Consider the following 12,416-nt stretch of genomic DNA (forward strand, 5'->3'; position numbering starts at 1 on the left):
GCGCCTTAAGTTCATCGCCTCCTCCACCGGGCCGCAGCGCCACCGCTCCCGTCCCGCGACCGCCCAAGCCACGTACGTCGTCCGTCCCCACCTAGCCAGGTGACCTCCATGACCAATCTGCTGGTTCTCGGCGGCAGTGGCCGCACCGGAATCCATGTGCTCGTTCATGCCGTGGCTCGCGGCCACCGGGTCCGCGCGCTGGCGCGCAACCCCGACGCCGTCCGGGCCCCGGTCGGTGTCGAGCTGATCCAGGGCACGCCCTCGAACATCGACGACCTCCGCAAGGCAGCCCAGGGCAGCGAGGCGGTGATCAGCGCGCTCAACAACTCCCGCGCCTCCGACAACCCCTGGGCCAAGCCCGTCAGCCCGCCCATGTTCATGACCGACGCCATCCGCAACGCCCTGACCGTGATGGGTGAGCAGAACATCCGCCGGATCGTCCTCACCTCCACCCAGAACTCCGGAGACGGCAGGGACCGGTTCAACCCGGCTTTCAAGGCCCTCGTCAAACTCTCCAATCTCAAGGCCGCCTTCGACGACCACGACGGGGTGGACGAGGTCGTGCGCGCCTCCGACACCGACTGGACCCTCGTGCGGGCGGTCCTGCTCGCCGACAAGCCCGTCGTCACCCCGGTACGGGCCGCCGAGGCCGGGACCGAGAAGCCGGGCACCCGGATCAACCGCGGTGACCTCGCCGGCTTCCTCCTGGACACCGTCGAGCAGGGCACGTGGATCCACAAGGCGCCGGTCGTCTGGAACACGCAAGGCTGACCACCCTGCGCACGTCATCTCTGCGGTGATCGGAGGACAAACATGTCCTCCGATCACCGTCTTGGGTGTGGGCACCTTGCCTCGCCGCCGTCGCCCGCGCCGAATCCCAACACGAACGGGTCTCGCACCTGATCCTGGACGCACTGCCACATCACCACCGGCCGCTGGCACGGTGGCTCGGCGCAGGGGGTGGCCGGGAACGTACCCTCCCTAGGGTGTCATCGAAGCCGGAGAGGCCGCCGAGGGCCACGGAGTTCTGGTCGCGATGGAGAAAGCCGCCGGTCACCAGGCCCAGCCGCGCCACCCCACGCTCGCGCAGGGTTCTCTCGGCAGCGAGGCCATTCTGAGATGTCAAATCCTGCATGACAAGAGACCAACCGGACTAGTTGACATCGCGGAAAGATGCACTGATATTTCAAGGAACTCACGACGTTTCAATGAAGACGCGTTCGGAGGACCCCTTGAGTTCGTCCACTCCCGTCCCCGCCGCTGCGGGCTCCATCCGCAGTGCCGGATGGACTCCGCGGCTTGTCCTGTCCCTGATCTCCCTGGTCTGCCTCGTCGAGTCGGCGGCGTTCGCCAACATAGCCACCAACACCGCGATTCCGCGGATCATCGGACACTTCAACACCACCCAGGGTGGTTGGCTGGTAACGGTCAGCGCGCTGGCCGGGGCCGCTTCCTCCCCACTGTTCGGCAGGCTGGCCGACCTGTACGGCAAGCGCCGGATGATCCTGATGTCGCTGGTCGTGGCCGGGCTCGGCGAGATCCTCGCGGCGGCCGCTCCCGCGTTCTGGGTGATGATCGTCGGCCATGTTCTGCTCGGCGCGCTCACCGCCCTGCTGTTCCTGTGCTACTCGCTGATCCGTGACGTCTATCCGAAGAAGCTCGTTCCCTTCGCGGCGAGCGTGTCGGTGACGGGCATGGGGCTGCTGCTCGTCGGTGCGCCGTTCCTGATCGGCGCGCTGATCGATCACTTCGGGTTCCGTTCGATATACGTGTTCAACCTCGCGTGGCTGGTCGTGATGGGCGTGCTCCTGGTGCTGACCACGCCGGAGACGAGCGTGCGCCGTCCCGTGCGCATGGATGTACTCGGTACGCTGCTGTTGGCCGGCGGTGTCACCTTGATCTTGCTGGCGGTGAGCAAGGGCGCGGACTGGGGGTGGAGTTCGGCCCGCGTCATCGGACTGCTGGTCGGCGGAGCGGCTGTGCTCGCGGTCTATGTCCTCGTCTCGCTTCGGACCCAGGAACCGGTGCTGAACCTGCGGGTTCTGTTCCGCAGGACCGTCCTGTTCGGCGTGCTGGGCGGGGGTCTGGGCAACAGCCTCGCGCTGGTGCTGACGACCGTGCTGGCGTTGCTGGCCATGACACCGCGGACGTTGGGCGGCACCTACGGCCTGGGCTTCTCGGCGACCCACTTCGCCCTTGTGACGGTGCCGTTCACCCTCGCCAGCGTGGTGGCCGGAGTCGTGGTCGGCGTGCTGGTCCGGCGGGTCGGTCCCCGGCTGCTGATGTATCTGGGCCTGGGCCTGCTCACCGTCGGCTCGCTGGTGCTGATGTCCGCGCACGACACGCTCGGGAAGATGCTCGTTGCGTGTGTGATCGCGGGTCTCGGGTCCGGTGCGGCGATTGCCTCCATGCCGAACCTGGTGATCGCGGGCACGTCGGCGTCAGAGCAGGGGGCGATGTCCTCGGCCGGCGGGCTCAGCTCGGGCCTCGTCGGCGCCGTCATGACCACAACGGTGTTCGCCATCATGACGCCCACCGCGACATCCCCGGCGCCCGGTGTGCTCATCTACGGCGACTCCGGTATCACGACCGCCTTGCTGGCCGTCGCCGGTGTCGCGTTCGTGACCCTGCTCATCGGTGTGCTCTTCCTGCGCCCCCACGACGGAGGCGTGGCCGAGAAGCAGGCGATGGCACCCGTCGAGGAAACCGCGCTGGCTGTGTAAGGCAACTGGCTCGTCAGGCAACTGGCTCGGCCGAACGGTCCCATGACCGCCACGGCCGAGCCAGTTGCCTGACGAGCCGCCGCTGCGAGCACCCAGCGATCCGGAACCGTGGCTCCCTCTCCAGCGCCTGACTGTGGATCAGTCGCGCATCGAGGTGATCTCGCTGGTGACGACGGACGGCCAGCGGGTCAGGATTCGCAGGACACGTGCGTGCAAGTCGCCGATGTAGTCGCGGGCACGCGCGGCGGCGGCATCGCCGTCGCGGCATTCGATGAACTCGACCCATTTCGCGTCGATCGAGGGACCGGTCATCGAGGTGTCGGACTCGGCGATGATGAGCCCCAGGACGCGGGTGATGTCGTTCTGCAGCCGGTCGTGGATCCTGATCAGGTAGTCGTTGTCGGTCGCCGCGGCAAGACAGGCGAAGCCCGCGGCGACCGCCTCGACCCGTCGCATGGGCTGCTCGTCGGCCTCGTCGGCCCCGTCGCTGCCGGGTATTATCGCCGGGGAGAGCGCGTCGACGATCTGCCGGCGCTGTTCGGCGGTGGCGTCCTGCACACCGAGCCGGACGGTCTCGGGTCCTACGATCCGCCAGAGCGTGAACAGATCGTCGACGGACTTCAGGGTGAGCGGGGTCACCTGATAGCCCTTGCGGGGCACCGTCCGGACGAGGCCCTCGTGGCTGAGGCGGGTGAGCGCGTCGCGGATCGGCGAGATGCCGAAGCCGGTGGTCTCGGCGAGCGAGCGTTCGGTGAGGCGCTGGCCTGGGACGAACCGGCAGGACACGATGTCGGCCCGTAGCTGTCGGTAGGCGGCGTCGCCTAGGGACAGGGGTTCGGACGAGGGCACTGACACGCTGCTCGCTCCCGCGATCGAGAAACTCTGTGATATCCCAGCGAACCGATGATAGCGCTCACTGGCGAACACCGAGCGGGTCCGTGCCTCATCCGACGGCGTGGTGTGGCGTGCGTCAGCGCCACAGCGGAAGCACCGCGCCGTCGTCGGTCTTTGTCCCGTCAGTCAGCAAGCGCACAGCCGACGCGTGGGTTGCCGCCGTGACCTGGCGGGTCAGCCGCGTGACCCCGAGCGCGTCGCGACGGTCGATCAACGAGTGCCATGTCACGCCTGCGGCCTGGAGGGTGTCGACGCAGTCTGCCGAGAGGAGGATCAAGGTCAGGACACGCCACAGCTCGCACGAGAGCGACCGGTAGGCCTCGATGAGCCGGCCGTTGCGGGAGGCGCTCGCGATCAGGTCGAAGCTCCGTTCGGTGATGTCGATGAACCGCACGACCCGATCCCGGTCCAGTGGGCCGGCGAGCACGGCGTTCCCGTCCACCATCAGCTGTCGCAGTTGGGCGGTCTGCGCCGGGTCGGCCCGGCTGGCACCCAGCGCGGCCATCTCCGGGCCGAGCAGTGCCCAGACGGTGAACAGATCGTTGACCGACTTCAGGGTGAGTGGGGTGATCCGGTACACGTTGGGGGACACCACCTGGACCAGACCGTCACCCACGAGGCGCGTCAACGCGTCACGGACCGGGGACAGCCCCAGTCCGAACTCGACGGCACTGGCGCGCTCGGTGAGCGGCTGGCCGGGAACCAGTTCGCAGGTCATGATCCGGGTCCGCAGCATGTGGTACACGGCCACGGACGACCGGGCATCCGTCGCCAACGCACGTCTCTCCGTCATGGTCCCGCCTTTCGGCCGAACGTTGCGCGACCGGTGCAGCGTGCCACACCGGCGTGGCCTACCGAACGGTCATGCTACGACGGCCTCTCTGAAGTGTCATAGTGCGAGTCAGGAATGTTTTATGGGAACCGGCGGAGCTCGCGGCGCGCGAGGGACATCTTGTGGACTTCGTCCGGCCCGTCGGCGATACGTAGCATGCGGGCCTGGGCGTACAGCTCGGCCAGGGGAAAGTCCTGGCTCACGCCACCGCCGCCGTGCGCTTGGATCGCATGGTCGATGACCCACGTGGCCATCCGCGGTGCGGCCACCTTGATACCCGAGACCTCGATCGCCGCGCCGCGGTTGCCGACGGTGTCCATCAGCCATGCGGTCTTCAGCACCAGCAGACGGGTCGTCTCGATGCGGATGCGTGCTTCCGCCACCCAGTCCTGGAAGACGCCCTGCTCGGCGAGCGGTCTGCCGAAGGGGGTGCGCTCGTGGGCTCGGGTGCACATCAGGTCGAAGGCGCGTTCGGCCATGCCGATCAGGCGCATGGCGTGGTGGATCCGGCCGGGGCCGAGGCGGGCCTGAGCGATCGCGAAACCGCCGTGCAACTCGCCCAGGAGGTTCTCCCGAGGGACCCAGACCTCGTCGTACAGGATCTCGGCGTGGCCGCCGTGACCGCTGTCGGAGTAGCCGAACACACTGGTCGATCGCAGGACGTTCACCCCGGGGGTGTCGAGCGGGACCACGACCATGCTGTGGGTGCGGTGGCGTTCTCCGCCCGGATCCGAGCGGCCCATCACGATGGCCACCTTGCACGCCGGGCTCATCGCGCCGCTGGACCACCACTTGCGGCCATTGATCCGGAAGCCGTCCGCGTCCTCGGTGATCAGGGTGTCGATGTTGTTCGCGTCCGAGCTGGCGACCAGGGGCTCGGTCATCGAGTAGACGGAGCGGATCTCACCATCGAGCAAGGGCTTGAGCCACCGCTTCTGAACCGACGGCGTGGCGAAGTGCGCGAGGATTTCCATGTTGCCCGTGTCGGGCGCGGAGCAGTTCAGCGCTTCCGGCATGATCCACGGGCTTCGACCGGTTATCTCGGCGACATGTGCGTATTCGAGGTTGGTCAGGCCCGCGCCCCGCTCTCCGGGAAGGAAGAGGTTCCACAGGCCACGGTCACGGGCGGCCTTCTTGAGCTCCGCCATGACCGGCGGGGTGTCCCACGGCCCGATCTCGGTCTTCTGCTGCGCATAGACCGGTTCCGCGGGGATGACGAACTCGTCCAGGAACTCGGTGGCTCGTAGCTTGAGATCCCGGATCTTCTCAGTCTCCGTGAAATCCATGGCTGTTCCGTCTGTCCTCTCTATTGCACGCTCAGCGGCTGCCTGCGGCGGGTTGACGCGAAGTTGTCATACGGCTTTTCGGGCCCGCGACCGACAGCGAGGCGATCGGTCAGCCGTGTCCGGGGCGGATGGCGGCGCCGACACAGACGACGCCCTCCTCGACTTCTTCATCGCTCTCCCCCTCGTCACGGGACATGTGGCCCGCTGAGACGAGTTGGACCCCTGGTCCGGCGGGAGCGTCGTCGCTGACCTGCGTATTCCGGTGCCTTGATCGGCTACACCACGGCGGGACGCCATCGGGCGGTGGATCGCGAACTTCCTTCCCTAGGCGGGTCCTTGGAGATGGTGCGGCGTCCCCGTCGCGCGCCGGACGAGTTCGGCTCCGTAGTCATTGCCGTTCGGCGTTCGGACGACGGTGTGGGTGTGGAACTTCTCAGGCTCCGTGTTCGCGAGGAACACGCCCGCGTGATGGTCGAACTCGACGAGGACGACCGGGCTCTGTACGCGGTAGTAGAACGTGTCCTGGTCACCGCGTCCGCCGATCCAGCAGAAGTAGGTCTCGTCGAGATGGCGGCGGACGTCCGCCATCCGTGCCTTCCTGGGCCCGTCGGGCTGGTAGTCGAGGAAAAGGGCCACCAGATCGATGAGCGCATCCCGCTGAGCCGGGTGGAGTTCTGTGCCGGGGACCCCTTCGTAGGGGATGACCCGGTTGTCCTGGAACGCTCCGGCCAGGTGGAGTTCGTCGGCGGGGTGCAGCCGCCCTGGGGGCATGTCCGGGTCCCGCTTCTGGTGGAACAGCACTGCCTGTTCGGCCTGGCCGGGCGTCAGGGTCCTGACGAAAGCGAGCCCTGCCCGTTCCTGTTCGTCGAAGAGTGACAGTCCCTCGTGCTCGCCGCGGTCGACGAGGTTCGGCTCGGAACCGAAGAACACCGGCGTGAGCACTTGCCGGCCGCCGATCAGCAGGCAGTTGACGGCCAGGTGGTGTCCCCAGAGGTTCCAGCCCCACGGCTCGGTCACGGACGGGGTGCCGAAGATGTTGATGTTGTAGCTGTGCTCGTTGAGGATCCGGGGCAGACCAACGAGCTCGCCCAGGAACCCGTTGACCCTCATGATGTCCCGGACCTTCCGGTAACCCGCGGGGCTCAGACACGCCGCGACGAGCCGGAAAACCTGATCGCGAATCTCCTCGTCGACCTCCTCCAGCCGGATGCCGAAGGGGTTGAGGCAGAACTCCGGGTTCAGCCAAGCCCGCCACACCCGGCTGTGGAGGAGGTGCAGGACGCGGCTCCGTTCGTCGGCGCTGAGCGTGCCGAGGAGTGCGACGGCGGCGTCGACCGCCGCGTCGTTGTCCGCGCCCTCGTCGCCTTCTGTGCCGAAGAGCTCCGGCACGGTCCGGCCGTCTGTGGTGATCCCACGGAATTCCGTGTTCTCGAACAGCGCCGTCCACGCCGAGGCGACTTCATCGGCCACCGGGTTCTGCCTCACGGCGTCGAGATAGGTGTACGGATCACACGACCGGAACGCGCTCAGCCGTGGATGCTCGAGAGGGAAGAGGTGGTCGCGGAAGTCGCTGGACATGTCGCCTCCGGGAGTGGGGGTGCGAGACAGCACCGGCTCGCGCCCAGGAGCATCCGGCCCACCCGCGTGACGCTCCCGGAACGGCGGGCCCCACTTTGCCACAGGTCCTCTCGATGGTCCACTGGTCCATTTTGTGGACCGAAGGTTGAAATGAAGGGCGCAATGACAGCGACAATGGAGTCCGCCGAACTCGGCTCGGCAGGGGAAGGCGACTACTCCTGCCGGGAGAAGACCGCAGGAACAACGGCGTCCAGGCCGAGCGGTTCCCGAGGGGATTTCGACGGTTCTCCCCGCCCGCGATCATGTTGCGCGGATCCCGAGGCGCCTGCCCTCGGTCTGCACTGCATCGCCGGGCCGCAGCAGCCGGGGAGGCCGGCGGGCGTAGCCGGAGGGGGTGCCGGTGCTGAGCAGGTCACCGGGGTGCGGCGTGGGGGTGCGTGAGATGCGGGGGGCCGGCTGGCCGGGGGCGGTCGGCGTAAGCCCCGGAATTCGTCAACTGTGCGGGTCTCGTGAGGTCTTCTCGACGAAGCCGCCTCGTGGTCGGTGCGGCCGGAGTGCTGCTGAGTGTCGGCCATGGAATCCGTGCGGATGCGGTCAGAACTGGTACGGCCCGAAACGGCCCCACGCGACCATGGCCGGCAAGGCTGTGAAGTGAAGGTTCGCAGCGGCCTTCGCGGCTTCGGAGCGACGGAGGTGGACGACGGACCCGCCCCCGGCCGGCACGATGCCGCCGAGAGCGGCCAAGGGGGTCAGTACCGGTGCGATGTCGGTGGCACCCGGGAGGATTGGCCGACGCCCACGAACGCATCGAGCAGCCCGATGAGCTTCACGGAGGTGCCGGAGTACTCTTCGACCCGGCCGAGGCGGTCTTGGCGAGTTCTTCTCTGTCTCGCAGGATCTTCATGCCCCTGAACAGAACGAAGGAGGCGGCCAGATAGGCCTGGAAAACCCGCAACAGCACGTTCACGAGGACCCCAAGGCGACGGGAACGCCGATGCGCCGACAGCGATAGGAGCCGATGGGACGGTCGTAGGAACGGCCCGGCACAAGACAACCGACAGCGCAGCAGCTGTTCAAAATTGGACAACCGCACGCCGGCACTTGATTTGCATTTCAAACACTGTTTGGCTGAGTTGGTCCAGGTGGTCTCACGATCGGCAATCAAGCCTGGGAGGCATCGTGCGGCGCAGTGGTGCACTGAGGGGACGAGGGGTCAGCGGTTTCAACTCCTTGGTCGTGAGACTCCGTTCGTCGGATCGGTGGGGGAGGTGGATCCGTCGCCATCTCACCGTCGTGACGTACACGGGGCGGCGGTCGGGGCGAACGTTCAGCACTCCGGTGGCCTACCGGCGCAAGGGCGACATCGTCACGATCGCCGTGGCCTTCCCCGACGCCAAGAAATGGTGGCGCAACTTCACCGGAGACGGTGGCCCGATATCGCTCCAGCTGGAAGCGACGGATCGGGAAGGCCACGCCGTCGCCCAGCGAGGCGACAAGGGCCGCGTCCTCGTCACCGTACGGCTGAACGACACACCGCGGTCATGAACGACCGCCGGTGTCGCGGTGAAAACGTCGTGTCCGAAGGCGATTTGGTGGCAGTCCGGGCCCGGAATGCCGCGGCACGGCAGTGTGCGTCCGCGTGCGGGACGCTGTCGGCTCGGGTGCAGTGGTACGCACATCCGCTCGCCGACGGCGCGGTGCTGACCGAGTCACAGGTCCGGCGGTTCCGATGCGCGAACACGCCTGTCGGCAGGCGACGTTCGCGGAGCGGCGCCGGCGACCGGCACGACGACGTCGCCGACGCTCAGTCCATGCGGATGATTCCCGGTACCAGCGCCGCGGTGACGGCGGCAGTCCGGTCGCCGACGTCGAGCTTGGCGTAGATGTGCAACAGGTGCGTCTTGACCGTGGCCTCGGACAGACGCAGGGCACGGGCGATCTGCTTGTTGCTCTGCCCCCGGGCCACCGCGGACAGGACTTCGAGTGCCCTTCCCAACTTTGCCGCGGTCAAGGCCTCGTGGACCTGGATGAACCTCAACCTGTCCAACGGCGAGAAGATCAGCCTCTGGAAGACGCAGGGCGACAAGGAGAACACCTGGGCGACCGTCCTGAAGCCCGACGGGTCGGAGACCGTCGCCGAGGCGATCGTCACGCCTGACGAGTCCACCCTGTGGACCAGCCCGGACTCCGGCAAGAGGTACCCCACGCGCTGGAAGGCCGCCATCCCGGGCGAGCACGCCGAGCTGAACGTCGAGGTCTACGCCAAGATCCGGGAACTGGTGACGGGCCGCCTGGAAGGCAGCGCCGCCGTCACCGGCGCCTACGGACACCGCCCCCTCACCGGTTCCACCTACATCGAGGTCACCGGCCGCTGAACGGCGACAGGGCGAGCCCTCCTGCCCGCCCGGTGCGCAACCCCCGGCACCGCAGCGAGGACCACCGCCGCGCAGGCGCTCCACCAGCGTCCGCGCGGCCGTGGTCAGCATCGCCGTCCCTTGTCGCCCCGGGTCCCGTCCGGTCGGGCACCGAGCGGCCGACATCCCGCCGGCCAGGGACAAGTGAGGCGATCGATCTTCGGCTGCGCGCGAGCCCTCATCGGTCGGCTTCCTGCGTCCCTTCGCTTCTTGACCGCCCACGGAAAGGAACATAGCTTTGCTTTGGACCGTATTTTGGTTCAGTGGTCCGAGTGGCGGACCGCCTCTACTTCCGGGTTGGCGGCGCTCAACAGGAGCGAGTGCCTCCCGTCAACGAGCGAGGACCGCCGTAGTGGACGTCGATCGTCATTCCGAAGCGGTGCCGCCGTCTTCGACGACGGCGGTTCACATGTGGCGCGGTTCCATTGCCATCAGCCCTGTCCTCGGGAGCGCTCCATGACGGTTTCATCCTCTGCCCCCCGCTCACTTCTGCTGTCCCGCCGTGACCTGGAGTTCCTGCTGTACGACTGGCTCGACGTCGAAACGCTCGCCAAGCGCGAGCGGTACGCCGATCACACCCGGGAGACGTTCGACGCCGTGCTGGACCTCTGTGCGGAGATCGCCGAGGAACGCTTCGCTCCGCACAACAGGCTGAACGACCAGCAGGAACCGCAGATCGTCGATGGCCGGGCGGTGGTGCAGCCCGACGTCAAGACCGCCCTGGAAACGGTCGCGGACGCCGGACTCCTCGGCGGCGGCATGGATGCCCGTGTCGGGGGTCTGCAACTCCCGCAGGTGGTCCAGACCGCCTGCTTTCTCTGGTTCCAGGCGGCGAACATCAGCACGTGGGCGTACGCCATGCTGACGGTCGCAGGCGCCAACCTGCTGCTCGCCCACGGCACCGACGAGCAGGTCGCCACCTACGTCCGCCCCATGATCGAGGGCCGTTACCACGGCACCATGTGTCTGTCCGAGCCGCAGGCGGGATCCTCGCTAGCCGACCTCACCTGCCGCGCCGAGCCCCGCGACGACGGCACTTTCCGGATCTTCGGCAACAAGATGTGGATCTCCGGAGGCGACCACGAGTTGGGCGAGAACATCGTCCACCTGGTCCTGGCGAGGATTCCGGGTGGGCCGCCCGGGGTTAAGGGCCTCTCCCTCCTCGTCGTACCCAAGTACCTGGTGAAAGCGGACGGCTCGCTCGGCGAGCGCAACGACGTGGCCCTCGCCGGGCTGAACCACAAGATGGGGTACCGCGGCACGACGAACACGCTGCTGAACTTCGGTGAGGGCGGGTACCGGCCCGGCGGGGAGCCGGGCGCCGTCGGCCACCTGGTCGGCGCACCGCACCAGGGGCTCGTCGCCATGTTCCACATGATGAACGAGGCGCGGACCGGCGTCGGAGCGGGGGCGACGGCGCTGGGATACACCGGCTACCTGAAGTCCCTGACGTACGCCCGTACCCGCGCTCAGGGACGGCCGGCGGGGGCGAAGGACCCCACCGCACCGCCGGTGCCCCTCATCGAGCACGCCGACGTGCGGCGGATGCTCCTGGCCCAGAAGTCCTATGTGGAAGGGGCGCTGGGGCTCGTCCTGTACTGCGGCAGGCTGCTCGACGAGGAGCGCAGCGCGACCGACGGGACAGAGCGGGCCCGGGCCCGCCTGCTGTTGGAGATCCTCACCCCCATCGCGAAGAGCTGGCCTTCCCAGTGGTGCCTGAGCGCGAACGACCTGGCGATCCAGATCCACGGCGGATACGGATACACCCGCGAGTACGACGTGGAGCAGCACTACCGGGACAACCGGCTCAACCCCATCCACGAGGGAACCCACGGAATTCAGGCCCTCGATCTGCTGGGCCGCAAGGTGGTCATGGACGACGGGGCCGGCCTTGCCGCTCTCGAGGCGCTCGTCCGGGCCACGGTCGAGCGGGCCCGAGCCGTCGGAGGGGAGGCAGGTGATCTCGCGGCCGCTCTCGATCGTGCCTTCACCCGGCTCGTCGAGGTGACCCGGACGATCCACACCGCCGACGTGCCCGTCGGCGTTCGCCTGGCCAACGCGTCGGTGTATCTGGAGGCCGCCGGGCATGTCGTCGTGGCCTGGATCTGGCTGGAGCAGTTCCTCGCCACCGGCGACGGCGACGATGCCCTCCGGCAGGGCAAGCGGCAGGCCTGCCGTTACTTCTACCGCTGTGAACTGCCCCGTACCGCAGTGCAGTTCGACCTCCTCGCGCGCCTGGACACGACGACGCTGGGCACCGATGACACCTGGTTCTGATGGCACATGGTTCTGAAGAGGCGACACCGATGACCTCGCCGGTCCGCATCCGGTACGAGGGCGACGGTGCCCTCTTCGCCACCGACGACCGGCGCGACGCGGTTGCCCCGTCCCCCGGCGAGAGCCCCGGCAAGGCGACCCGCACAGGCCGATGACCTGCCGATGATCACCATCGGCAGGTCATCGAGCACCGTCCGGCACAGGCGTCGCGGGCAGCGCCCTGGCTCCTGGCGCGGCAGCGCGCGCTCCGGAACAGTGCTTGCACCAGTCCGCACACCTCGTTACCGGTGCCCCGGTCCCGCCCTCACATCCCAACCGTCATCCCGCCTGCGGCGGATCCACGAAGATGTCGAGTTCCGGTTCCCGGCCCCCGCCGTACCCGGAGAGATCCGTGTGACCGGCTTCGGTCAGG

12 protein-coding genes are annotated in these 12,416 nt (G+C 67.8%); 6 read left to right on the forward strand and 6 right to left on the reverse strand.

Annotated features, from left to right (window positions below):
- Window positions 1-108 precede the first annotated feature (108 nt).
- On the forward strand, window positions 109-771 hold the full coding sequence (locus tag ACFY6U_RS49380) for an NAD(P)-dependent oxidoreductase (protein WP_390049310.1): 663 nt from the start codon (window positions 109-111) through the stop codon (window positions 769-771).
- Between the two features lie 437 nt (window positions 772-1,208).
- A complete protein-coding gene (locus tag ACFY6U_RS49385) occupies window positions 1,209-2,723 on the forward strand; it encodes an MFS transporter (RefSeq protein WP_390049312.1) in 1,515 nt (504 codons plus the stop codon).
- A gap of 138 nt (window positions 2,724-2,861) precedes the next feature.
- Here ACFY6U_RS49385 and ACFY6U_RS49390 read toward each other — a convergent pair whose 3' ends face one another.
- From ACFY6U_RS49390 to ACFY6U_RS49410, 5 genes are all read right to left on the reverse strand, one after another.
- A complete protein-coding gene (locus ACFY6U_RS49390) occupies window positions 2,862-3,578 on the reverse strand; it encodes a GntR family transcriptional regulator (protein ID WP_390049314.1) in 717 nt (238 codons plus the stop codon).
- Window positions 3,579-3,693: 115 nt separating this feature from the next.
- Window positions 3,694-4,410: a GntR family transcriptional regulator gene (locus ACFY6U_RS49395; protein ID WP_390049316.1), complete on the reverse strand. Its 717-nt coding sequence runs from the start codon at window positions 4,408-4,410 to the stop codon at window positions 3,694-3,696.
- 119 nt (window positions 4,411-4,529) lie between these two features.
- Window positions 4,530-5,735, reverse strand: coding sequence for an acyl-CoA dehydrogenase family protein (locus ACFY6U_RS49400; RefSeq protein ID WP_390049318.1), 1,206 nt, complete (start codon window positions 5,733-5,735; stop codon window positions 4,530-4,532).
- A 324-nt stretch (window positions 5,736-6,059) separates the two neighbouring features.
- Window positions 6,060-7,313: a DUF3500 domain-containing protein gene (locus tag ACFY6U_RS49405; RefSeq protein ID WP_390049320.1), complete on the reverse strand. Its 1,254-nt coding sequence runs from the start codon at window positions 7,311-7,313 to the stop codon at window positions 6,060-6,062.
- 300 nt (window positions 7,314-7,613) lie between these two features.
- Window positions 7,614-7,802, reverse strand: a complete 189-nt coding sequence (locus tag ACFY6U_RS49410; RefSeq protein WP_390049338.1) for a fumarylacetoacetate hydrolase family protein — start codon at window positions 7,800-7,802, stop codon at window positions 7,614-7,616.
- Between the two features lie 804 nt (window positions 7,803-8,606).
- On the opposite strand from ACFY6U_RS49410, the gene ACFY6U_RS49415 reads away from it, so the two are divergent.
- A complete protein-coding gene (locus ACFY6U_RS49415; RefSeq protein WP_390049322.1) occupies window positions 8,607-8,858 on the forward strand; it encodes a hypothetical protein in 252 nt (83 codons plus the stop codon).
- Window positions 8,859-9,117: 259 nt separating this feature from the next.
- On the opposite strand, the gene ACFY6U_RS49420 is transcribed toward ACFY6U_RS49415, so the two are convergent.
- A complete protein-coding gene (locus ACFY6U_RS49420; RefSeq protein ID WP_390049324.1) occupies window positions 9,118-9,324 on the reverse strand; it encodes a response regulator transcription factor in 207 nt (68 codons plus the stop codon).
- A gap of 16 nt (window positions 9,325-9,340) precedes the next feature.
- Between ACFY6U_RS49420 and ACFY6U_RS49425 the strand changes: the two genes are divergently transcribed.
- From ACFY6U_RS49425 to ACFY6U_RS49435, 3 genes are all read left to right on the forward strand, one after another.
- Window positions 9,341-9,688 (forward strand): lipocalin family protein, encoded by a 348-nt coding sequence (locus ACFY6U_RS49425; protein ID WP_390049326.1) that lies wholly within the window; start codon window positions 9,341-9,343, stop codon window positions 9,686-9,688.
- Between the two features lie 495 nt (window positions 9,689-10,183).
- Window positions 10,184-12,004: an acyl-CoA dehydrogenase gene (locus ACFY6U_RS49430; protein WP_390049328.1), complete on the forward strand. Its 1,821-nt coding sequence runs from the start codon at window positions 10,184-10,186 to the stop codon at window positions 12,002-12,004.
- 29 nt (window positions 12,005-12,033) lie between these two features.
- Window positions 12,034-12,159: a hypothetical protein gene (locus ACFY6U_RS49435; RefSeq protein ID WP_390049330.1), complete on the forward strand. Its 126-nt coding sequence runs from the start codon at window positions 12,034-12,036 to the stop codon at window positions 12,157-12,159.
- Window positions 12,160-12,416: the final 257 nt, after the last annotated feature.

It is taken from the genome of Streptomyces sp. NPDC013157 (assembly GCF_042899865.1).
Classification (GTDB): domain Bacteria; phylum Actinomycetota; class Actinomycetes; order Streptomycetales; family Streptomycetaceae; genus Streptomyces.

Bases quoted from the DNA above. Each gene is read 5' to 3' on its own strand.
- ACFY6U_RS49425 (WP_390049326.1), top strand. From the start codon at position 9,341: ATGAACCTCAACCTGTCCAACGGCGAGAAGATCAGCCTCTGGAAGACG.
- ACFY6U_RS49395 (WP_390049316.1), bottom strand. From the start codon at position 4,410: ATGACGGAGAGACGTGCGTTGGCGACGGATGCCCGGTCGTCCGTGGCC.
- ACFY6U_RS49385 (WP_390049312.1), top strand. From the start codon at position 1,209: ATGAAGACGCGTTCGGAGGACCCCTTGAGTTCGTCCACTCCCGTCCCC.
- ACFY6U_RS49435 (WP_390049330.1), top strand. From the start codon at position 12,034: ATGACCTCGCCGGTCCGCATCCGGTACGAGGGCGACGGTGCCCTCTTC.
- ACFY6U_RS49400 (WP_390049318.1), bottom strand. From the start codon at position 5,735: ATGGATTTCACGGAGACTGAGAAGATCCGGGATCTCAAGCTACGAGCC.
- ACFY6U_RS49430 (WP_390049328.1), top strand. From the start codon at position 10,184: ATGACGGTTTCATCCTCTGCCCCCCGCTCACTTCTGCTGTCCCGCCGT.
- ACFY6U_RS49380 (WP_390049310.1), top strand. From the start codon at position 109: ATGACCAATCTGCTGGTTCTCGGCGGCAGTGGCCGCACCGGAATCCAT.
- ACFY6U_RS49405 (WP_390049320.1), bottom strand. From the start codon at position 7,313: ATGTCCAGCGACTTCCGCGACCACCTCTTCCCTCTCGAGCATCCACGG.